The sequence below is a fragment of the Thalassotalea litorea genome (assembly GCF_005843925.1).
GTDB lineage: Bacteria > Pseudomonadota > Gammaproteobacteria > Enterobacterales > Alteromonadaceae > Thalassotalea_A > Thalassotalea_A litorea_A.
On the sequence record NZ_VCBC01000011.1, the window covers coordinates 90,266 to 113,751 of the forward strand.

The 23,486-nt window shown below is 44.8% G+C and carries 19 protein-coding genes; 12 read left to right on the plus strand and 7 right to left on the minus strand.

The window, feature by feature from the left end:
* Positions 1–16 precede the first annotated feature (16 nt).
* The 5 genes from FE810_RS11930 (at position 17) to FE810_RS11950 (ending at position 5,646) form a co-directional block, all read left to right on the plus strand.
* The gene (locus FE810_RS11930) at positions 17–1,069 is read left to right on the plus strand and encodes a sugar phosphate isomerase/epimerase family protein (protein WP_138320290.1); all 1,053 of its coding nucleotides are present in this window, start codon (positions 17–19) and stop codon (positions 1,067–1,069) included.
* 41 nt (positions 1,070–1,110) lie between these two features.
* On the plus strand, positions 1,111–2,337 hold the full coding sequence (locus FE810_RS11935) for an MFS transporter (RefSeq protein ID WP_138320359.1): 1,227 nt from the start codon (positions 1,111–1,113) through the stop codon (positions 2,335–2,337).
* Positions 2,338–2,348: 11 nt separating this feature from the next.
* Positions 2,349–2,942 carry a gluconate 2-dehydrogenase subunit 3 family protein gene (locus FE810_RS11940; RefSeq protein ID WP_138320291.1) on the plus strand — a complete coding sequence of 198 codons (594 nt, stop codon included), beginning with the start codon at positions 2,349–2,351 and terminating at the stop codon, positions 2,940–2,942.
* Positions 2,943–3,008: 66 nt separating this feature from the next.
* Positions 3,009–4,742: a GMC oxidoreductase gene (locus tag FE810_RS11945; RefSeq protein ID WP_138320292.1), complete on the plus strand. Its 1,734-nt coding sequence runs from the start codon at positions 3,009–3,011 to the stop codon at positions 4,740–4,742.
* A gap of 10 nt (positions 4,743–4,752) precedes the next feature.
* A complete protein-coding gene (locus FE810_RS11950; RefSeq protein WP_246037041.1) occupies positions 4,753–5,646 on the plus strand; it encodes a sugar phosphate isomerase/epimerase family protein in 894 nt (297 codons plus the stop codon).
* A gap of 62 nt (positions 5,647–5,708) precedes the next feature.
* Here the strand turns inward: FE810_RS11950 and FE810_RS11955 are convergent, their stop codons facing one another.
* Genes FE810_RS11955 through rimK form a run of 4 tightly spaced genes read right to left on the minus strand, consistent with a single transcriptional unit; the run spans position 5,709 to position 8,969 of the window.
* The gene (locus FE810_RS11955) at positions 5,709–6,578 is read right to left on the minus strand and encodes a mechanosensitive ion channel family protein (protein ID WP_138320293.1); all 870 of its coding nucleotides are present in this window, start codon (positions 6,576–6,578) and stop codon (positions 5,709–5,711) included.
* Between the two features lie 16 nt (positions 6,579–6,594).
* Positions 6,595–7,029: an ATP-dependent zinc protease family protein gene (locus FE810_RS11960; protein ID WP_138320294.1), complete on the minus strand. Its 435-nt coding sequence runs from the start codon at positions 7,027–7,029 to the stop codon at positions 6,595–6,597.
* The gene (locus FE810_RS11965) at positions 7,029–8,063 is read right to left on the minus strand and encodes a succinylglutamate desuccinylase/aspartoacylase family protein (protein ID WP_138320295.1); all 1,035 of its coding nucleotides are present in this window, start codon (positions 8,061–8,063) and stop codon (positions 7,029–7,031) included. The genes FE810_RS11960 and FE810_RS11965 overlap by 1 nt, the downstream gene beginning before the upstream one ends.
* On the minus strand, positions 8,064–8,969 hold the full coding sequence (rimK, locus tag FE810_RS11970; RefSeq protein ID WP_138320296.1) for a 30S ribosomal protein S6--L-glutamate ligase: 906 nt from the start codon (positions 8,967–8,969) through the stop codon (positions 8,064–8,066). It abuts the gene before it with no gap.
* A 130-nt stretch (positions 8,970–9,099) separates the two neighbouring features.
* Here rimK and FE810_RS11975 point away from each other — a divergent pair, with 130 nt between their 5' ends.
* A complete protein-coding gene (locus FE810_RS11975) occupies positions 9,100–9,942 on the plus strand; it encodes a LysR family transcriptional regulator (RefSeq protein WP_138320297.1) in 843 nt (280 codons plus the stop codon).
* Positions 9,943–10,006: 64 nt separating this feature from the next.
* Here FE810_RS11975 and FE810_RS11980 read toward each other — a convergent pair whose 3' ends face one another.
* Positions 10,007–10,960: a zinc transporter ZntB gene (locus tag FE810_RS11980; RefSeq protein ID WP_138320298.1), complete on the minus strand. Its 954-nt coding sequence runs from the start codon at positions 10,958–10,960 to the stop codon at positions 10,007–10,009.
* A 288-nt stretch (positions 10,961–11,248) separates the two neighbouring features.
* Between FE810_RS11980 and FE810_RS11985 the strand changes: the two genes are divergently transcribed.
* Positions 11,249–12,556, plus strand: a complete 1,308-nt coding sequence (locus FE810_RS11985) for an MFS transporter (protein ID WP_171022346.1) — start codon at positions 11,249–11,251, stop codon at positions 12,554–12,556.
* 60 nt (positions 12,557–12,616) lie between these two features.
* On the opposite strand, the gene FE810_RS11990 is transcribed toward FE810_RS11985, so the two are convergent.
* Positions 12,617–14,602, minus strand: coding sequence for a glycoside hydrolase family 127 protein (locus FE810_RS11990; protein WP_138320300.1), 1,986 nt, complete (start codon positions 14,600–14,602; stop codon positions 12,617–12,619).
* 447 nt (positions 14,603–15,049) lie between these two features.
* Between FE810_RS11990 and FE810_RS11995 the strand changes: the two genes are divergently transcribed.
* The 4 genes from FE810_RS11995 (at position 15,050) to FE810_RS12010 (ending at position 19,014) form a co-directional block, all read left to right on the plus strand.
* Positions 15,050–16,618, plus strand: a complete 1,569-nt coding sequence (locus FE810_RS11995; RefSeq protein ID WP_138320301.1) for an MFS transporter — start codon at positions 15,050–15,052, stop codon at positions 16,616–16,618.
* A 3-nt stretch (positions 16,619–16,621) separates the two neighbouring features.
* Entirely contained in the window at positions 16,622–17,539 is a 918-nt protein-coding gene (locus FE810_RS12000; protein ID WP_138320302.1) for a 2-dehydro-3-deoxygalactonokinase, read from the plus strand.
* Entirely contained in the window at positions 17,520–18,155 is a 636-nt protein-coding gene (locus FE810_RS12005) for a 2-dehydro-3-deoxy-6-phosphogalactonate aldolase (RefSeq protein WP_138320303.1), read from the plus strand. The genes FE810_RS12000 and FE810_RS12005 overlap by 20 nt, the downstream gene beginning before the upstream one ends.
* 109 nt (positions 18,156–18,264) lie before the next feature.
* A complete protein-coding gene (locus FE810_RS12010) occupies positions 18,265–19,014 on the plus strand; it encodes a FadR/GntR family transcriptional regulator (RefSeq protein WP_138320304.1) in 750 nt (249 codons plus the stop codon).
* A gap of 201 nt (positions 19,015–19,215) precedes the next feature.
* Here the strand turns inward: FE810_RS12010 and FE810_RS12015 are convergent, their stop codons facing one another.
* Positions 19,216–21,660, minus strand: coding sequence for an alpha-amylase family protein (locus FE810_RS12015; protein WP_138320305.1), 2,445 nt, complete (start codon positions 21,658–21,660; stop codon positions 19,216–19,218).
* A gap of 292 nt (positions 21,661–21,952) precedes the next feature.
* Here FE810_RS12015 and FE810_RS12020 point away from each other — a divergent pair, with 292 nt between their 5' ends.
* A complete protein-coding gene (locus tag FE810_RS12020) occupies positions 21,953–23,479 on the plus strand; it encodes a sulfatase-like hydrolase/transferase (RefSeq protein WP_246037042.1) in 1,527 nt (508 codons plus the stop codon).
* The last annotated feature ends 7 nt before the right edge of the window (positions 23,480–23,486 follow it).

The following is a 23,486-nucleotide window of genomic DNA, read 5'->3' on the forward strand; positions in this document are numbered from 1 at the left end:
AAAATAAGGAACATTTATGAAAGCAATAAAAGGCCCTGCAATTTTTCTTGCACAGTTCGCCGATGATGTCGCACCGTTTAATAGTTTACCCGCTATTTGCCAATGGGTTTCAGGTTTAGGTTACAAAGCAATCCAAATCCCAAGCTGGGACAAACGATTATTCGATCTCGAATTGGCCGGTGAATCGAAAACCTATTGTGATGAAATCAAGGGTGTTGCCGCCGAGCATGGTTTGCAAATTAGTGAATTGTCGACGCATTTACAGGGACAATTAGTGGCAGTGAACCCCGCCTATGACACGATGTTTGATAATTTTGCACCACCTGAGGTTCGTAACAATCCACAGCAGCGACAAATATGGGCGAGTCAACAAATGCAATTGGCCGCCAAAGCCAGCGAATATCTGGGGTTAAAATCCCACGCGACCTTCTCGGGCGCGTATTTATGGCATACGGTCTACCCTTGGCCACAACGTCCTCAAGGCTTGGTAGAACAGGGTTTTTCCGCATTGGCTGAGCGTTGGCTACCGATTTTAAATCAGTTTGATGAAGCCGGAGTAGATGTCTGCTATGAACTTCACCCCGGTGAAGACTTGCATGATGGCTTGACCTTTGAGCGCTTTCTCGAGGCGACGAACAATCACCCTAGGGCCAACATTCTTTACGATCCTAGCCACTTTGTGCTGCAGCAGCTCGACTATCTGGCTTTTATTGATATTTACCATGAACGAATTAAAGCGTTTCATGTTAAAGACGCGGAATTTAATGCGACCGGAAAATGCGGGGTTTATGGTGGTTATGCCGGTTGGACTGAAAGAGCCGGACGTTTTCGTTCGCTTGGCGACGGACAAATTGATTTTAAACAAATTTTTAGCAAGTTGACTCAATATGGCTTCGATGGCTGGGCCGTGCTTGAATGGGAGTGTTGTATTAAAAATCCCGTCGATGGTGCCACAGAGGGGGCAAAATTTATTGCTGACCACCTGATTAACCCAACTGAGAAAGCCTTTGATGATTTCGCCGGTGGTGAGCCGGATATCGAATTAAACAACCGTATTTTAGGGCTGTAAGGCAACCCGTCTTATTGCGTTTTACGTACCTGAAGGAACACATAATGAGTGATAACAATAATCAAAAAATCTTTAATTTATGTTGTATTGCCTTAACCGTTACATCCATGACGTTTGCCATTCGTGCCGGGATCCTCGGCCAGCTTGGCAATGAATTTGGCTTAGGCGGCACCGAGTTGGGCTGGATCAATGCGATGGCCTTTTTGGGTTTTCCTTTGGCAACTATGGTCGGGGGGGTTATTTACAATGCCATTGGCGCCCGTAAGTTAATTGCTCTGGCATTTATTTGCCACTTGCTGGGGTTGGTGTTAACCATTACGGCCGGTGGGTTCTGGGGATTGCTTATCTCGACATTTTTAATTGGCTTTGCCAATGGTGCGGTTGAGGCTGGCTGCAACCCATTAATCGCGGAAACTTATCCCGACAGAAAAACGACCATGTTAAATCGTTTTCACGTCTGGTTTCCTGGCGGCATAGTCATCGGCGCCTTGTTGTCGAACCTGATGACGGGCTATGGTCTGAACTGGCAATGGCAGGTCGGTATCATTGTCATTCCAACGCTGTGGTACGGGGTGATGATGTTGAAAACGGTGTTTCCGACTTACGATGATAAATTGCACTCCACCACAGACAACCTACGTAATCTGTTCAATCCCCTGTATCTGTTTTTAGTTATCTGTATGACGTTAACGGCGACTACCGAACTGGGGACTCAACAGTGGATTGAGAAAATCCTTGGTGCCAGCGGCGCATCACCAATGCTGGTGCTGGCATTGATCACTGGATTAATGGCGGTAGGACGTTACTTCGCCGGCCCTATTATCAAAACCTTTAATCCCACAGGCGTCCTGATTGGTTCGGCTCTCTTTGCCAGTGCCGGTATCTACATGATGAGTATTGCATCAGGAAATCTCATTTATGTGGCAGCCATTCTATTTGCCATTGGTTGTACGTATTTTTGGCCAACCATGCTCGGCTGTGTTGCCGAATACACGCCAAAAACCGGCGCATTAGGCATGTCGCTTATCGGTGGTGTAGGCATGTTTGCAGTAAGTATGTGGAATCCAGTGATTGGTGGTTGGATTGATACCGCGTCAGAACAGGCACAACAAATGAACCTAAGCGATGTAGAGGCGAATATTTTTGCCGGGCAAACGGTATTGCAAAACTTATTAATGTTTCCTTTGATTCTGATTGTCGCTTTTGTCATTCTGTATGTGTTGGTTAAAAAACAAACAGCTAACGCTCAGGTCGCAAGTTCAAACTAGGATGGAGTAATATGGAGCAGGAAAGACGCAGGTTTATTGCCAATTTGACTCGGATATTGGGTGCCGGGGCAGCACTGATAACGATCAATGCAACCCATGTCAGTGCTGCTCTTGCTTATCAGAGGTCGCTGGATTCAAACATAAGAGCGGGCGCATTATTGAACCTTGAGCAAATGCAAATCCTGCATGATGTTTGCCAGACGATTATTCCGAAAACGGATACGCCCGGTGCCGCCGATCTTGATTGTCATGGATTTATCGATCATCAATTATCTGTTGTACATACCCCGACGCAACAGCGTGCCGTCATCGCGGTACTACGCAGCATTCACAACATTAGCAACGCTCAGTTTAAGCTGGCATTTACCGGTCTCAACGACACCCAAAAGCAGCAATGCCTGGATAATATCGAACGGGGAAAGTGGGGCGATACCAAACTTATCGAAAACTTTAAATTTTTAAAGTCATTAAATGCTTTTGGTTACTTCACTTCAGAAATTGGCGCGACAAAGGTCTTGAATTATCAGCCTGTCCCAGGCGGATATCGCGGTTCAATACCATTCACCAATGAGACCAGAAACTACGGTTCTCATGCTCGTTATTAATAACGACAATGGCGTGGATGGTAAAGGATAGTCCAAAAACAATAACTAAAATCAGGTTTGGATGAAATGTCAGAATATCGCTATATCAATGAAAGCAAAGAAACGTTTGACGTGTTAATCGTCGGCTCTGGCGTCACTGGTGGCTGGGCAGCAAAGGAGTTTTGTGAGCGCGGATATAAAACCTTGATGATAGAACGAGGCCGTGTTGTTGAGCATCGCCAAGATTATACATCCGAGGGGAAGGGGCCTTGGCAGTTTCCTAACCGAACTAAAGTCGATAACTTGCTGGCGGAACAGCAGCATAACGTACAGCGAAAATGTTATGCATTTAATGATGCCACCAAACAGTTTTTTGGCAACGATCGGGATTTACCTTACTCAACAGAACAAGGCACCGGATTTGAGTGGATACGTGCAAATCAGCTGGGGGGTAAATCCTTGTTGTGGCATCGGCAAAGCTATCGTTGGAGTGATTATGATTTTAATGCCAATAAGGCTGATGGTCATGGCATAGACTGGCCCGTACGACTAAAAGACATTGAAGCCTGGTATGCGCATGTGGAACGTCATGCGGGTATTTCGGGTAACTACGACAATTTATCGCAACTCCCCAACAGTGAATTTCTACCGGCATTTGAAATGAATTCGCCAGAGAAAATGATCCAGCATAAACTCGCTAGTCTCTATCCGGACAGGCCTTTGGTAATGGGCCGATGTGCGCATTTAACCGAGCCGACCCAATATCATATCGAGCAGGGGCGAATGCGTTGCATGGCTCGGGATGAATGCCAAAAAGGCTGCTCGTTTGGGGCGTATTTTTCTTCGCAAAGCTCCACGTTACCAGCGGCGGCAAAAACCGGCAATTTGTATATCGCTCCCAATAGTGTTGTTCATAGTTTGATTTTTGATGAAAGCAGCAATCGAGTTAAAGGTGTCCGGGTAATTGATAATGACGATTTAAGCACCCGAGAATATTTTGCTAACGTCGTATTTTTATGTGCATCGACACTCGGTTCTACTCAGCTTTTACTAAATTCGACGTCTAAGTCTTTTCCAAATGGACTGGCCAATAGCTCTGGGGTGCTTGGTCATTATCTTATGGATCATAACTACAATGCCGGTGCTGGCGGCAGCATCGAAGGATTTGAAAACGAGTTTTATTCAGGTCGTCGTCCTACAGGACCTTATATTCCCAATTTCAGATACGAGCCTAAGCGCTATGGAAAAGGCTTTGTCCGTGGTTATGCGCTGGCAGGCGCGGCTGGGCGCAGCGACTGGCGTCACAATAGCCAGGAAGATGGTATCGGCGCCGATTATAAAGCTTCATTAATTACGCCGGGCAATTGGTTTTTCGGGCTATATGCCCAAGGTGAAATGTTACCCAGGTACGAGAATGAGGTAGCGTTGCATGGGACAAAAAAAGATAAATGGGGGATCCCACAGCTGCATATCAATTGTACCTGGTCTGAGAATGAACGTCTGATGATGGATGACGCTGCCGAGCAGGCGGAAAAGATGTTAACCGATGTGGGGCTAACCAATGTTGAGTCCTGGACATCGTATGATACCAATCACCCAGGACTGGCGATTCATGAGGTTGGTACGGCAAGAATGGGTAAGGATCCCAAACAGTCAGTGTTAAATGGTTATAACCAGAGCCACGATATTCCCAATTTATTCGTGACAGATGGCAGTGCGTTTTGCTCTTCTGCGGTGGTAAACCCTTCACTGACGTTTATGGCATTTACTGCCCGCGCGGCAGCGTATTGTGCCAATGAAATGAAAAATAAACGGATATAGAGAGCAGATTATGAAGCGATGTAAGAAACAGACGCCTATAGCGATGTTGTTAATGTTTGGTTTTTTGTTGGTTGGAGGATCAGGCATGGTCAGTGCAAACAGCGATGTAACGTTACCGGGGGTGAGTATTCAGCTTTGGTCGGTAAAAGAAGACTTAAACAAAGATTTTGATGGCACGTTAATCAAACTTGCGGATTTAGGTTTTGCGGGCGTCGAGTTTGCCGGAGATTTTGGTCATTATGCAGATAACCCGAAAGCGCTTAAACAGACAATGGATAATCTGGGACTCAAAGGTAGTGGTGCTCATGTCAGTTTTGAGCAATTGAATGCTCAGAATCTGGAAAAAACCGTCGCTTTTTATCAGGCTCTGGACGTTAACTACTTAATTATCGGCTGGGATGAACGTGCCTGGGACTCGCAACGCATTGATGAAGTGGTGCAGTTGTTAAATCAGGCGGCGAAGCAGCTTAAACAATTCGGGTTGCAGGTAGGGTTTCATAACCATGATCATGAATTTAATGACTATCAGGGGGGCACTTTTTGGGATTATATCGCTACCAATACCGATGCATCGGTTATCTTGCAACAGGATGTGGGATGGACCACTTATGCCGGTAAAGACCCAGTAGATTATGTAAAACGTTACCCAGGGCGCACCCAGACCACGCACTATAAAGTATTAGCGCAGGACAAATACCCGGATTTAATCCCTTTGATTGGCAACGGGGAAACAGATTGGCCAGCATTGGTTCAGGCAAATATAAAGGTGGGCGATACGCATTGGTTGGTGGTGGAACAGGAAGAAACACCAAAAGGGATGACACGCATGCAAGCGGTGGAAAAATCGCTGTATGCGCTCAACCAATACCTCAGTATTTATCTAAATCAATCGTCGATTAAATAATGCATCGCGAGTGTCATTGACTTTAAAAGTGATAACATCTCGCGAGTTAAGGTTTACGGATTTCAGGCCCTGGTGGGGGATCTTGTCAGCGCTAACGTGCCATCGATATGAATATCGCGTTGCGGGAAAGCGATAACGATGTTTTGCGCTTTGAAGGCGCGATCAATGTCAAAGCGAATGTCGCTGGAAACGGCTCTAAGACCGCCATCAACTTTTGAATTAATCCAAAAGAATACTTCAAAAATAAGGGCGTTATCACCAAAATCCTGAAAAAATACCGCCGGCGCTGGTGCCTCTAACACATCTTTGTGGGCAGTGGCTGAAGCTAGAATCAGGTCTTTGACTTGTTGGCAATCGCTACCATATTGTACGCCAATGGTTACCGTTCCGCGGACCAAACTATCGCGCAGGGTCCAGTTTACCACGGTATTTTCAATCAATTTACTATTGGGAATAAGCAAATGTACGCCGTCCGTACGACGAATACGGGTTGAGCGGGTATTAATTTCCTCAACCACGCCTTTGACGCCCTCGACCTCGAGAAAATCTCCGATTCGTATCGGCTTTTCGCCAATCAGTATCCAACCGCTGATAAAGTTATTAATGATGTTCTGGGCACCAAAACCAAATCCAATGGCGACCGCACCCGATAAAAACGCAAATGCCGCAATGGGCACATTGAGCATCGACAAGGTCGTCATAAACACAATGGCTATGGCGATAATGGCGAGTACCCGTTGCGTTAGCTGGATAATGTTTGGATCTTTTTCGCGACGGGTGAGCGCATTGGTTAACAGGTTTATTATCAAGCGCACCCCCCAAAAGCTTAACCCCAGCCATAAAGGAATGATTAGGACTTCACCCAGCGTTAAAGGCTCTTCGTTAAACGTTAGTAAGGTATAATTTAAAATCGCGTCTAGTTGTTCCATCATAGTGCTAATCCACTCTTTATTCTTCGCTGTTACTGATAATAAAAGCCCGGGATGGATCAATAAAAAACTTGTCTCCCAACCCTTGTCTGCCTAATAACATCAAATAGGTCATATCGGAACGATCCGTTAAGGTGATTTCAATGGGCCAGGTTAATTGGCCTAAGGTCGCCATAGTCTGGATCACAAAACGTTGCTCACTGACACCGTTTGAAGACTTAATCTGGCGGATATCAAAAATCGCCGCCCGGCAGCGTATTACATGTTCGATATCATAAAAATCAGGATGAAGATCGAATTCGACGCCTTGTTTGCCATCTATTTTTATCTTTTTGATATTGTCCACGTGCAATGAGGATGTTTGTGCGCCAGAGTCAATTCTGGCGCTTAATTGCGTAATGCCTAAATCCGGCAGGCCAATTTCCTCAAGCCTGCCAATCACTGGTTTTTCCATTACAGCAAAACCTCTTTGATGGGCGCTTCTCCAACAAAGTCGTCGGTCACAGATTCAATGTGCTCGGCAACTTTGCCTTCATCTTCTTTAAAGTAGGCAATATGGTACATTGCTTCTCCCTCTTGAATTAAAGGAATATTTTGTTTTCCGATAATAACCCCGCGATTATTGGCCAATACTTTGCCTAAAACCTCGCCGTAAGGGCTGCCAATTTCGGCGAGAACATCACCTTTCTCGACACTATCACCCAGACCAAAATTATGTGTGACGATGCCACTAACACTGGCTCTAACCCAACCGCTATTTTCAGCAACAAAAGGTTCACGCATGGATTTACTCGGCTTGCCTTTAGCAATCATGCCTAAATGCCTGAGAATATTGATGATACCTTTTAAGCCAATGCGAATCGACAATTCATCAAAGCGCAGCGCTTCACCCGCTTCATAGAGCAAAACTTTGGTATTCATGGTTACCGCGGCTTCTCTTAACGAACCATCAAGTACGTTGGAGTGCAGCACAACGGGTGCGGCAAATACGTTTGCCAGCAGCTGGGTTTCTTCATCGTTTAAATCGGCGCGGATCTGCGGCAAATTAGAACGGTGAATCGCCCCCGTATGCAAATCAATGCCGTAATCGCAATGCGTAACCACTTCCTGCAAAAACGTATTTGCGACCCGCGCAGCCAACGAGCCCTTCGAGCTGCCAGGGAAACTACGGTTCAAGTCGCGTCTATCGGGCATATAACGACTTTGGTTTACGACGCCATAGACATTGACCATAGGAACCGCGATAACCGTCCCCCGAGTTATTTTAAAGCTTTTTAAATTAACCAGACGACGAATGATTTCAATACCGTTTAGCTCGTCACCATGCACCGCCGCACTGATAAATACGGTAGGGCCCTGGCGTTTGCCACGAACAATATATAATGGCAAGTCGACTTCCGCGTCGGTATAAAGTCGCGCAACAGGTAGCGCGATCTTTTTACTTTCACCGGGCAGTATGGTTTGCCCACCGATTACAAATTCGTTCATTTATCCTTTACCTCGTGTGCGATTGCTGTTTTGTTTGGCATTTTTTTCAATAAACTCAATGATTTTTGCCGCAACATCTAAATTTGTCGCCGATTCGATACCTTCCAAACCCGGCGAAGAATTCACTTCCATGACCATAGGGCCTGATTGAGAACGCAGTAGATCGACGCCGCACACGTTTAAGCCCATGGCTTTGGCAGCATTAACCGCTGTTTCCCGCTCTTCTTTGGACAACTTCACTATCTCTGCTGAACCGCCTCGGTGCAGGTTGGAACGAAATTCTCCTTCTGCCCCCTGACGCTTCATTGCGGCCACGACTCGATTCCCGACGACTAAACAACGAATATCGGCGCCGCCCGCTTCTTTGATGAATTCTTGTACCAAAATATTGGCTTTCAAATCCATAAAAGCTTCGATAATACTTTCTGCCGCTTTTGCGGTATCGGCCAATACCACGCCAATGCCTTGTGTGCCTTCGAGCAATTTGATCACTAAAGGCGCGCCACCAACGTTCTTGATCAGATCTTTAATGTTGTCTGATTTGCTGGCAAAGCCCGTACGTGGCAAGCCAATGCCCTTTCGTGATAACAGCTGTAATGAGCGTAATTTGTCACGTGAGCGGCTAATAGCTACGGATTCATTGACATTAAATGTTCCCATCATCTCAAACTGTCGAGCCACAGCCGTACCGTAGAAGGTGATCGAAGCACCGATTCTAGGAATAATGGCATCGTATCGTGGCAGCTCTTCTCCATGGTAACGGACCGTAGGTCGACTACTGGTGATATCCATATAGCAATGCAATGTATCAATGACATCGACTTCATGGCCTTTTGCCCGACCTGCCGCAACCAGACGTCGGGTAGAGTAAGATTTTGGTTCGCGGGAAAGAATCGCTATTTTCATGTGTTTAGTTCCAAAAGTTGCTGCATCGGCAGCGGAATATTAAGTTGCGCTAAATTTAGTGGTAACTTAGTGAAAACAAAAACTAAATAAACTATGGTATATTGATAAAAATAATTTATTAATATACGCGATGAAAATAGAACTCTTATCGACTTTTTTGGAAGTCAGTCACACCTTACATGTGCGGATAGCGGCGGAAAATTTGTTTCTAACCCAGGCTGCGGTTAGCGCTCGCATTAAACAATTGGAAACGGAATTAGGCGTACTGCTTTTTGATCGTTCGCAAAAACGTTTGAAACTGACCGCAGAGGGCCATCGCCTGAATAAGCATGCCCGGGAAATGCTGACCTTATGGCAAAAAACAAAGTTGGACGTAGGGATTGCGCAGCATAACTCGATGCAGCTTTTTGTTGGTTCTATCACATCCATTTGGGATGTTGTTTTGCAAGACTGGTTGATAAAAATTCATCGTAATCTGGACGATGTTTGCTTATATACCAATACTTACTCTTCGCTTGAACTGCGTAAACAAATTCAAACCCGTTTGCTTGATGTTGCCTTTTTATTTGAGCCAACCTACAGCGAAGATGTGATCACTGAAAAAGTAGCCACTGTACCGTTACAGCTTGTTTCCTCGATAGAAAATCAGCAGGTCAGCGATATCGAAAATTTTATTACGGTCGATTATGGTGAATCAGTAAACTCGCAGTTTCAAAGGCATTTCAACGAATTGATCGCGCCTCGTCATCATATGAGCCAGCCCCGTGTTGCATTAAATTTTATTCTCGACGTTGGCGGTTCCGCGTACTTGCCCAGACAGTTGTGCTTTGAATATATAAGAAAGAAAAAATTGTTTGTAGTCGATGATACTCCGGTTTATGAACGAGAAATTTTTGCCGTCTATCTGGCGCAAAATCAAAAAATCTCTACCATAAAGGATGCCTTGCAAATATTCCCATACATACGTAATTGATAAAATTAATTTTTCATAAACCCGATTTTTAATAAAAAATAATGATTGTTGGCTTCTGGACGGTTTATAGCCACCGACTTTTTTTCAATATTATTGTTAAAAGCAGGGCGATTATCAGCAGAAAAAGACATACCAGGTAAAAAGCACTGGAATTTTCCGCGCCGGGCATGCCGCCAACATTGATGCCGAGTAAGCCGGTTAAAAACCCAAGAGGTAAGAAAATCGCAGCAACAATAGACAAAACATACATGCGGTTATTCATGGTTTGGCCCAGGTTTACGTTGATCTCTTCTTGCAATACATTGGCCCGCTCTTTACATAAATCCAGCTCTTCAATATACAATTGCAGGTGGTTTAGCGATTCGCGGATTTCGATTTTGTGTTCAGCATCGATAAATTTGTTTTTATCACTGAGCAAAGTCAGCAAGGCATCGCGTTGAGGCCCTAAGTAGCGGCGAATTGCAATGATTTGCCGGCGCAGATTGGCAAGCTCAGATTGAAACGCCGTTTCTTTATTTTCAATCGCTAAATCTTCAAAACCCGACAGTGTATCTTCGATAAAATGAACCGTACCGGCCATATTGTCTGTCAGGTTCGCAATCAGCGTGCACAGCCATGCAGATGGTTCATTTGGCCCCGCATTAGAATCAAGCGCAATCGCGATATTATCTAGTGCGACAAGTTTTCGTCTGCCAGTAGATAATACGGAATCCTTAGTTATGAAAACCCGAACTGAAACCATGTCTTCGGGTTTGGAATTTTTCGCTAAATTAATCCCTCGAAGAGACAAAAGAATGCCATTTTCGAGCAACTGTGCCCGCGGGCGGGTTTCTTCTGATAGCAGAGCATCGGCAATCACACTATCTAAAGGAAAATCTTGTAATTGCTCTACGTTGGTGAGGTTCGCATAATTTAAATGTAACCAACGACGTTTTAGCTCGGTGTCGACTTTATCAGGATCTCGCCGTTTCTGAGTCCTTAAATCGAAATCGTATTCTTCTATTGGCACCGTTGTCATAGTGCGATCCTTTATGTTATTCGTCGCATAAATACCGTTAACGTTACTTTACCTAGGAAAGTAACTGATTGAAACTTAGATTTTTGTTATCAAATAGCTTCAAGGTATTTTGTAAGCTGAACTGTGTTGGGCAATTGTTGACAAAGGTAGGTCAACTCGAGGTTCGAGCCGATATCACCAGGCATTGAGAAGCCATGTTGTGTTATTCGCTAAAATAGCTCAAGCTTTAACCGATGAAGGTTTTATAGGCACGATTTCATTCAAAGTATTTCTCCGTTACGTCGCGTTTTGATTATCTTTACCCTGGTATTGGCCGGTGAGATAATTTTTAGTTTGCCATTTCATGTGGCGCGATTTTTTCGTCCCAGTTTTTTGGAAGTGTTTCAACTTACCAATACCGAGCTAGGCGATGTGTTTGGCCTTTATGGTTTGTTGGCCATGCTTGCTTATTTTCCTGGCGGACCATTAGCGGATCGATTTCCCCCGAAAATTCTAATGAGCGTTTCACTATTGCTAACGGCTGCTGGTGCCTTGTACTTGGTGCAAATTCCCTCGCTACAGGGGCTCACTTTGTTATTTGCCTATTGGGGGGTGACGACAATTTTCCTATTCTGGGCAGCGATGATTAAATTAACCCGGCTTTGGGGGGGTGAAAACTCACAAGGTAAGGCATTTGCGGTATTGGACGGTGGACGCGGTTTTGTCGCTGCCGGCGCGGCTACCATAGGCGTGGTTTTAATGGGCATGGTTGCCCCGGAAGTGTCTAATGGCGCCGATCAGCAGCGCCAGAGCCTGCAAGCGGTTATCAGTTTCTATGGTATTGCCACATGTGCTGCCGGATTGTTGGTACTCGTTGTAATTCCCTCAGAAAATTATCAGGATAATTCTGAGGCAGAGCAATTCAATGAATCGTCTGATAAGGCGCATGATAAACCCCTTGATATGCCGTCGGGGAAAAACGCTCGTTCGCAACATACCCTATGGGAAGATATTGGTTATGTGCTCAAGCGTCCGGTTATCTGGTTGCAAGGGTTAATTGTTCTAACCGCTTATTGTGGATACAAAGGGCTGGACTATTTTGGTCTGTATTTAACCTCCGTGTTTTCTTATACCCCAATTGAGTCCTCGCAATTTGTTGCTAATGTGTCTTACGTCAGACTTGGCGCGGCATTAGTGGCAGGGGTAATTGCCGACAAAATTGGCATCGGCAAAACCGTAACTTCAATTTTTGTTTTGTTACTGGCAAGTTTCCTTATCTATCTGCCGTTTGGCGATGCGGAAACGGTGTGGATTAAAGTGAATATTGTTACCACTTTCTTGTTGGTATTTGCGATCAGAGCAATTTACTTTGCCTTGCTGGAAGAAAGTCAGGTAGCAACCAGTCGTACCGGTATTGCCGTAGGTATTATTTCTGTCGTTGGATTTACTCCGGATATTTTCTTTGCCCCGATTGCCGGACGATTATTGGATGGCGCACCTGGCGTTACCGGTTTCCATCACTTGTTCTTATTGCTGGCAGTGATATCGGTTATTGGCGCTGTAGCGAGCTATCGACTGTTCGTTTACATCAAGCGAGATCGGAAAATACGGGCATAAAAAAAGCTCTGAAATTCAGAGCTTTTTACTATATTGAAATACCGAAATATTCGGTATGGGTTATTTCCAGATGACCGGTAGGAATACCGACATTTCTGCGGTACCTCGGTTACTCCAGGAAAAGTAGGGGACAAACTGGGTCTTATGGGTTTGCCATTGTGGTTTTTCCATCGCGCGATACATACCCTGTTGTGGTACAGGTCGCAACTGAACGTTTGCTTCAATGGTTGAAATACCACCCAAAAATTCAGGCTTGTGAACGGTTTTCAGTTCGACATCGCCTTCAACATAGACATCAAGAATTTCAGTGTTTTCAGGCAAATCTGGTGATTCAATGCAATATACTACCGGTCCACGCTTAACCGCGACCTGGTTGCGAACCTCTTCGATGCGAGGATGACCTTCGATAAATGTGGCTTCCATCGGAATATCAATCACAATCACATCGCCGGCGCGCCACTGACGATTGATAATGGCATAGGTACCAGGTGTTGCATCGACATTAGCCGCTTCACCGTTAATGGTGATAGTTGCACCCGTCGCCCAACCCGGAACACGCAATGCGATATCAAAAGCATCGGACTTACAGCCCTCAACAGTCAGTTTCACCAACCCTTTCCATGGATATTCGGTATCTTGAATCAGCTTAATTTCGGAACCATCACTCAGCTGAGTATTTAACGCATTACCGCCATACAGATTTACATAAACGCCGTTCTCAGCAATGCTGTAGGCCCAACCAGAGAGGTTTGAAATGGTGCGAACCAAATTTGGTGGACAACAAAAACAAGACAAATACCCTTCACGGTTGGCAGTCTCGGTTACATCGGCATGGGCATCATAATCGCGGGTATTGTGGATCATACGTAAAGGATTGGCGTAGAAATAGTCCTTACCTTCGACACTAATACCTGACAGGCCACTGTTATGCATCACCAGCTCGATAATGTCGGCATATTTGGCATCGCCATGAATATTTAACATACGGAAACTAAACATGGCATTACATAAGTTGGCACAGGTTTCGTTATAGGCGGTTAGGTTTGGCATCATGTAATCGTCGATAAAACCTTCTTCGATCATATCGCGATTTACCGAAGCGCCATAGTGAGTCTGACCCACAGCGCCAGTGGCATACATTTTCTTTTCCGTAACACTTTCCCATAAACGATCAAGAGCACTAATTAATGCAGTTTCACCAGTTTCCGCATAAACGTCTGCGGCACCCGCATAATAATACAGAGCGAGAACAGCGTGACCAACCGGTTCGGTTTCTTCTCGAAGCGGGGTGCGCTCTTGCACCATATCACCAATCGGATAACCCACGGTGGTCGCATCATGAACAATGTCGTACGTTCCACGACGATCAATAAATTTTTGTGCCAAGAGTAGATATTTCTTATCACCTACACTTCGGTAAAGCTCAACCAAACCCATAATCTGTGTCTGGTTAAATCCAAATCTTTGGAAATGTTTAGTGTCTGGGAAGAATATGGTGTAGAGCAAATCAGCATGCTTGATTGCTAAATCTAAGAAATTGCGTTGACCGGTTAATCGATAGTGAGCACAGGCACTGATTAATAAGTGCCCAGTATTATACATTTCATGATATTTACGGTTCTCATAACGATCCGCATCGGCTGTTAATTGAATTTGCGTTTGCAAATAACCATCGGGCTCTTGCGCTTTTTCAATAATCGCAATGTATTCATCAAGTTCTTTTAATAGATTTTGATCTTTGCTCAATGCATAGGCATAGGTCTTTGCTTCCATAAATTTATAGAAGTCACCATCGTGCCAGTACATGCCCTGATGTTCGCCTTCTTTGATGCCTGCGGCAATTTTAAAGTTGTTTAGAGCGTGGCCGATATCACCACATAAAACGTCACCCATATAAGGGATCATAACATCGATGGCTTTTTGTGTTTTCTCAGCCCAAAAACCTGAGGTCCACTGACAGTCGCCAAAATTTATGGCGCGTAATTTAACGTGTGGGCTATTTGCGTTGGCGATAATTGCCTTGTCGTGAGTATACTGAGCGTTCATTATTACTATCTCGTTGTTTATTTTAGTCTACGCTGTACCGGCAAGAAGTCTGTATTGATATCACAAATATTACTTCTTCTTGTCACTAAAAACTTTAATTCTTTCGTGCTTAGGCCATTGCGAGGGCTTAAACTCGACTTTACTGCTGTTATCAAATACTACTGCCCCATTTGTTAGTCATTAAGGTATATCGAACAAAGCCAATGAAACTTAATGTCTCAACTAACTTGCGTGCTGGCATGAAATCCGTCTTCAACGCAGAAGTGAAATGCATGCTTACAACATCTTTGTTGTTAGCTTCAATATACCCATAACGATTACAGCTTTGATAAACTGACGAAAAATGTAAATTCGAAAGTTAAATTAAGCCATTTTTAGGTTGTATTTGAATACCGTTAAACATAATATGTTTAATATAATGCTATGTATAGAGGTTTGGCAATAATTATGAAAAAAAGTCCAAATGCCAATGTCACCCAATTTTCTCTGATTGCCGCTTTCGGCGGATTTGTGTTTGGGTTGGATGCGGCAAATATTTCTGGTGCAGTACGGTTTGTCAGTTCTTTATTCGAATTGGACGCCCTACAACAAGGTACAGTGGTCGGTTGTGCGTTGCTCGGGGTTATTGTTGCACTATTTTTTACTGGCACATTGGTTGAAAAATTTGGCCGTGCAAAAGTGTTACTTGGTATCGGCCTGACTTACTCTTTGTCTTCGTTGCTGTCCGCAACGGCGGTGAATTATGAAATGCTGGTTGTCGGTCGCTTTATTGGTGGTGTAGCCTTTGCGTCGATAACGGTCTCTGCTATGTATATTGGCGAGATTGCCCCTGCTCAAAAGCGTGGGAAATTCGTCTCCATAAACCAATTTATGATCGGGTTAGGGCTGCTGCTCGCGTTTGTTATCAATTACTTTTTGATCAAGTCGATGGCAAGTATCGACTGGCTTAATAATGACAATGTGTGGCGAGTCATGCTCGGTGCCGAACTTATTGCGAATGCTTTGTGGGTTGCACTATTGCTGAAAATACCAGAATCTCCACGTTGGTTAATGATGCAAAATCGTGAGGCTGAAGCGCGCGAAGTGTTTGCTCAAATTGCTTCCCCGGATGAGGTTGAACAAGTCGTCAGCCAGGTAAAGCAGAGCTTAAAGGAAGAGCAAAAGTTAACGACCAAACGTCAGTTAAAAGAGTTGTTTAGCAAACGCATGCGGTTAGTGCTGTTTGTTGCGGTGGTTTATGCCATCGTCCAGGGAGCAACAGGGATGAATGCCGTATTGTTTTTTGCGCCTATGGTCTTTGAGCAAGTAGGCATGAGTGTTGAAGATACGTTTATGCAAACGATAACCACAGGTGTAGTGGGTTTACTGGCAACTTTAATCGCCATCGCTTTTGTTGAAAAGCTTGGCCGCCGGGTATTAACTCTGGCAGGGTTAGTCTTGGTCGTTGTCGCTCACGGTTCAACGTATTTTGGCTTTTCGAACACCCAGTACGTGTTTGATGACGCGGCAATGACAACCATTACGGCAAAGCTTGAAAAACAAAATATCGGTCAAGAAAAATTACAACTTCTGGCAGGACACAGCTATAACAGCGATGTTGAGTTGAAAAAAGCGCTGGCGGATACCTTCACTAAGAAAGAGTTACCGCTGGTCAGTGGCCCAATCATTAATGCGACGATTGAAGGGGTTAACGCACCTTTAGTGTTATTTGGTATCTTCGCGTTTTTAGCCGCCTTTAACCTGTCCATCGGGCCTATTATGTGGGTGATATTTTCCGAAGTATTTCCAAATTCTGTGCGCTCAGTCGCGCTGCCATTTGCCGCATTGGTTCAGACAATCTCGTCCTGGTCGATACAACAGTTTTTCCCGTGGCAACTTGATAACCTTGGCGCGGCGAGTATTTTTGCACTTTATGCAATTATCGGCACCATTGGCTTAATCATCATGTATTTCATTTTGCCGGAAACCAAGGGCAAAACGATAGAACAAATAGAATTGGATTTAGCGAAGGCTTAGGTAATGGATACAGCAAATATCAATCACGTTATTGTTGATTGGGGGACCACTAATTTTCGCGCCTTCGCAATGGATGCGGAACATCGATTGCTGGCGACGAAAGAAGCATCTTTGGGATTGTTAAGCGTAAGTGATGGAAATTTTGCCCAGGCGCTGCAAAAACAGTTGGGTGATTGGCTAGACCCGGAAAACCCATTTCCTGTATTTATGGCAGGTATGGTCGGGAGTGCAAAAGGTTGGGTGAATGTACCCTATGCGCAAACTCCGGCTTGCGCATCTGACTTAGTTAAGAACGCATATCGATTCGAACTACCCTGGGGTGGTGAAGCAATAATTATCCCTGGTGTGAGTCATAACAGTCAAAACGATCAGTATGATGTGATGCGAGGCGAAGAAGTGCAGCTCCTCGGATTAGCCGAGCTAATCCGCAAAGATGATTTTCAAGCTGTTCTGCCGGGCACTCATAGTAAGCAAGTCGCGTTTGAGCAGGGCATGATAAATCATTTTTCCAGTTACCTGACTGGCGAAGTGTTTTCGGTGTTTAGCGAACACACTATGCTAGGCAAAGGTCTACCAAAAAGTGAAACTTTTGATCAGGTGGCTTTTATTAAGGGTGTAAAAGAAGCCCAAAGTGGTGAACTGACGAATAAGATGTTCCTTGCCTGGACCCACAGGCTATTCAATAATCTTAAAGAGCAACAGATCAAAGATTATTTATCGGGCCTTTTAATTGGTTTTGAATTACGTAATTTGTCGGTTCAGGACGTCTTTCTCGTTGGTGGACAAGCGCTATGCCAGCGCTATGAATTAGCTTTACAGCAATTGTCGAAAAACGGCCAAATCTTTTCAGGCAATGATTGCTTTTTGGCAGGAATGAAAAAATTGATCTCGGAACTACAAAATGAACACTACTCTAAATGACCACCTACCACTTATCGCGATTATCCGTGGGGTGACGCCCGATACTGTGATTGACGTTGCGAACATCCTAATCGAGGAAGGGTTTACCATGATTGAGGTGCCTCTCAATAGCCCTCAGGCTTTGCAGAGCATTAAAATGTTGGTCGACGAATTCGGTACCCAGAAGTACTTGATTGGAGCAGGAACGGTCACCAATCTGGAGTTAGCTGAGCAGGTTATTGCCACAGGTGCAAACTTGGTGGTAACACCCAATTGCGTTCCCGAGGTGATTTCCAGGTCAGTCGCTGCGGGGTGTGCGACATTTCCAGGCATCGTCACACCTACTGAAGCGTTTAATGCGCTGCATGCAGGCGCAACAGGGTTGAAATTATTTCCTATTTCCATGGTAGGAATTGCAGGGATGAAAGCCATGATGTCGGTGTTGCCACAAGGCACAGGGTTATACCCGGTTGGTGGTATAGACCCTTCAATCGATAGCATGAAACCTTATGTTGGCGCCGGTGCTGCAGGTTTTGGGTTGGGATCGTCCTTGTACAAACCAACCATGACGTTGGCTGATATACGCCAAAATGCCCGAAATTTTGTGAATAATTTCAAAGCTTGCCTACCCGTTTAGGTATTTTAGCTAGATTTTGTAACTAAATTACAGTTTTCGCTGGTAACTTGCCGTCGAAGTAAACATAATATGTTTAATATCTTCATGTCAGGGAAGAAAGAATAGAATTATGAGTGAACTAGTTTATTACGATTTAAAACGTGCTAAGAAAATGACACCCAGTTTGTCAGTACAAGTAGCACGTGAACTGGGGCGACGTATTGTTGCCGGTTCTTTCGAGCCGGGTTCATTGATCGAAGATGAAAATGCACTGGCAGATCGCTATCAGGTAAGCCGTGTCGTGATACGCGACGCAGTGAAAATACTGGTTGGTAAAGGTTTGCTCGACGTGCGCCGGGGCATTGGTACTAAAGTTCGCCCTCGTAATGAATGGATTTTATTGGATGATGACGTGCTGGCCTGGCACATCACCGCGCCGCCAAATAAAGAGTTTATCAGTCAGTTGATGGACGTGCGTCTCGCGTTTGAGCCAAAAGCCGCACGCTGGGCAGCAGAAAGAGCGGATGATAAATCCTTAAAGGAAATCGAAGAAGCCGTTGTCCGTATGGAGCAGGAATCGGGCTCACTGGAAAAATTTGTTGTGGCCGATGCATTATTCCACCGCGCAGTTCTGCGCGCGGCGCACAATGAATTCCTGACGGCAATGGAAGGTGTTATTTATTCTGCGCTGTTAGTCAGTGTTCGCATTACTAACCAAGACCCGCGTAAGAATAGCGATTCGGTTAAGTTTCACCGTGACGTATATGAAATGATTGCTTCAGGCGACGGTGTTGGTGCTGAGCAATTAACAGAGAAATTACTGACCGATGCCATTCGCCGCCTCAAGAGCGCTTTTGGTGAAGGTTTCAGAGGCCAATAGGTCTGCTTTCCAAGCATAAAAAAAGGGGCGTACGCCCCTTTTTTAATACCCTCAAATAAATACCTGTCTCGCTCGATCTATTCGTGGTTAGTTATCGCTCAGCTCATGCTCTGCTGGGAACTAGCAACTTTGAGACCATCAACAATATGATTAACACGAATCAAAGTATCGCTTGTTGACGGTCTCAGCGGTTACGTCCTGCTATTTCGGCGTCACCTGCAACAGCAATACCCCTTCCGATTCCAGTTCGAACGAGCCATTCATTTCGTTACTCGTCATTAGATTGGTTATAGAGACCGGGCGAGAGTCTTTTAATGAAAGCTTAAGCTTCGCTGTATTGTGACCAACATTAAGAATATTCACTAAGTAGCTACCATCGTCTTGCGCGATAGTTCGCCACATAGTGGCCTTATGAGGTAAGCCATTATCTTCGCTTATCATAACGTCTGGTCGACTCGAGTCAGAAACCTGAGCTAACGCAGCCTGTTTTATCGCGGCAATATCTTCACTTTGTAAAACGATTAACTCACCTTTTCCAGCGGTTAATTTTTGTTGTCTTGGTTGGCCATATTCGTTCAAGGTCAGTGCCTTGTCGGTATCAAGAATAATGGTACCACCATTATTTAAGTAGGTTTGCAGCGTCGAGAACTCTTCATCCGTTACAAATTGGTTTCGATACACCACTACTACGTCCCAAAGGTCGTTATCTTGCTTTTCGATAATGTTTTTGGTGACAAACCCTAATGGGAAACCTTCAAAGAACATCGACTCATAAAGCTTATAACCCTGACTCATGTAATCATCAATATTGATGGCAGTTGTTTCGGTGTAGAACAAACGAATCGGACGGCGTTGCTCGCGCAGCGCAACAATTTCTTCGGAGAAACTGTTCAAATCGTACATCACCTGAGTAACTTCATTGGTTACATGCGGCTGCATATTGTTCGAACCTGCATACGCGCCACCCAGACCTGGGTCGAAGAAATCCAACTCACCTTCCAGGCGATCTTCTGGTGAACCATCGGGATCACGAGCCCAGAACCAACCCATATTGGCATCCATACCGAGCAATGTTGCCAACCAGTAGACACTGCGTACGTAACTTGTGCGGGTGTCCAGATCACGCCATTGGCCAGACGACAAAAAGTGCGACTCAGAATTAACATTGATCTTATCTGGTGCAACCGACTCTAAGAAATCATGGAACATAGCCACTACGCCCCAGTGATAAGCGTATTTTTCGATCCATTCTGACGACTTACCCGGTCGGATATTGCGGCTACCAAAGGACTTGGCGTCGTGACCAACCATGGTTGTCAGCTCGGAAAGAGCTTCCGTATCGATACCGCCTGAACGGGCATTATCCATAAACATGCGTGGCATGATTTTGATATGGGTGTCAGCATCGGGATTTACGGCGTGCAATTCATTTTGCATAAAGGTAAACCAGTCAGTGCCCCGATCCATGTTGTAGCGACTCCAGTCATACCAGATTGGCTCACCTTGTAAAGCTGGATCAATCGGTATTTCAATAGCAACGCTATCAAAATTGGCAAATTGACTTTTCCAGTTGCTATTCAACTGCTCAATATCACCGTCATATTTGTTGTCTAACCAAGTTCGGAATTTGTTCAGCGTATACGAAGAAATGGAATTCATTTCTTTAAAGTTCTGGGTCCAATGTCCTTTTTCTGCGAACCAATGCGGCTCGTTTGCCAGAACAAAGCCAAGTTCCGTCACTTTTTTATCTTTGGTTAATTCGGCGGTTCTGCGGATAATTTTTCCCCACAACTCTCGGGCAAGCGGATTATCCACATCAAATCCAGTAAACAAAGAGCGGCCTTTGCGAACTTCCGGCTCTCTCTCTTCTACCCATTCAGGAATGCCCATGATCCAGTACACTAAAAAGCCGATATTGGTATCCGGGATATCAGTCAGTTCCTTCATTAGTTCTTCGTCGAACGTTCCGTCTTCTTTTAATAAAAAGGAATTGATGGCACGATCATGATCGACCGGATATAGATTTTCGCCGCCATGATACAGCGCGCCTAAATGGTCGTTATAAATATCGGTATTGGTCAGTGGTTGGCCGACGGTTTTCGAAAAATAATCATAGGGGAAAATTGGTTTTCCGTTACTGATAAACATATTGTCCGCAGCTTTGGTTCCCTGCCAGTCCACTTTATTGACTGGGCGGCGTTTTATTTCACCACGTAATTCCTGGCCAAGCTCGTCAATACCTCGCTCTAAGATTTCAATGACTTTTCTGCGTTCAAAATCCGGCAACTCTGCTGCCAGCTTTTTCTTATCGTTGGCATAATAACGTTCGTACCCAAACGCGGCTTCTATGGTGTCCGGATTGGCTTCATCCCAGTTGGCAAATTTCAGAAACTGTTCTGAAAACCACATAATGGTTTCTTCTCTGGCAACATCAACGTCTTTTTCTCGCGCCTGTGCCATCATCTCTTTTAACGTATTCATCTTGGAACGGGCTTGTTGTTCCAGGGAGCTAACCGCAGGAGCGCTTTGCTCACTGAGTTGTTGCTGGCCAGTTGGTGTGTTCAATGCTTCTTTATCTTGATTATCACAACCAAACGTGAGCAATATTGCTGAAGCTAAAGATGTCGCTATGAGACAGCGTTTCATAATGTTCTCTCTCTGAATAAATTATTGTTCTGTGTTATTTTTACACTCATCATACATTAACGTATCACATTATCAAACATCATACGTATAAACGCGATTCAATTTTGAGGTGGATTATTAAGTTTCTGTTTACGCACTGAAACATATTATGTTTAAATACGTCATATATGAAGTGTGTTATGCAATCAAGTTTGAAATGTTCCTAGCGGTTTTTTTTGGTCTGGAACCAGTCCAGAAGACTACAGCCTTGTTTCGCAAACCGCAGAAAAATCCATGCACTGGGTCAATCACTATGTTTAATAATGTTTCCAAATCATTGTGCTTAATGCTTGCGTTTGTCATCGCCACGGCCGTTGAAGTCCAGGCGACTGATGCAAAACCATCGAAAGCTGAGAAAAAACCGAATGTCTTGATACTGATGTTTGATGACATGCGCTTTGATACGTTTTCGTATCGAGGTGGCCCGGTTCACACTCCGAATATCGATCAGTTGGCGAGTGAATCAACTCGTTTTGATAATGCCATGACCACGACGGGTTTATGTTCTCCTTCCCGTGCCGCTTTTTATACAGGGCGATGGGGTCATAAAACTGGTCTCGATGACAACGTAGAACTGTATACCACACGCCTTGCCGAATTAGATCCAAAAGAAGGTGGCTTGTTGCGTCGAGCCTCCGATGCGGGATATTTAGTTGGACATGTTGGCAAGTGGCACTTAGGAGCTCGTGGCACCGAAATTCGTGGCGCTGAGATAGATTTGGCTCATGGTCATGAACCAAGGCAAAGGTTTTCCCGAGTATACACACCCTACAGTAAAGTAGATCAAATCGCCGGCTATTATCAGGGCAAACTCGATAAAAACGACGAGAAGCACGAATACTATATGACGTTAGATGGTGCCTATGAGGATACCGTTGCTTACAAGAAAATGCTTGCTGGTAAGCAAATGCTACAACAAATGGCAGAAGATGAACGCCCATTTTTTGGGGTTATCAGCTTTAATCAACCACACCCTGCCTATCGGGTACCAGAGCCGTACGCCAGCATGTTCGATCCCAATGACATTGAACTGCCATCAAACCACCTGGCAAAACGCGTCTTTAAACCACTGGCTCAGGATGGTATTTGGTGGCCCTGGCATGATGTTGGTCATATGAGCGATCAGGATTGGCGCAAGGCCCGTGCTTATTACTACGGAGCCATTGCTATGGTCGACAGAATCATTGGCGACCTTTTACAAAGTGCCAAAGATGAAGGTATTTATGAGGATTTGCATATTGTGTTATGGGGCGATCAGGGCAGTATGCTCGGTGAACATACGCTCTATGATAAGGGCCCCTATGCCTATGATGAATTGATGCGGATGCCGTTATTAATGAAAAATCCTGAGTTAGAATCCAGAGTGGTCAATCGTCAGGTCTCAGTCGTTGACGTTACCGCAACACTAGCCGATTGGATGTTGCTAGACAGTGATGGTGATGAGGATGGACATACGCTGATACCATTGATGGAGCAGGGTGATGCAGCCGAAAAGGGGCAACTGGATTTAGCGCTATATGCATATGAATGGTACAACGGCAGCTGGTTTGGTATTCGCGCGGTGCGCACGCCAGAGTTTAAGTTTGTCTGGAATCCTGGAGATAATCGTGACGAGTTTTACGATTTGCAAAACGATCCTGGTGAGGTGACCAATCAAATCAATAATAAACAATATAAGAAACAGATTGCGATGATGGTCGAGCTGCTAAAACAGGAGCTGAAACGGGTTGAAGACCCTTCATTAGAAAAGTTAACCCATCACGCGAAAGCTTATCTTTAAAGGGTGT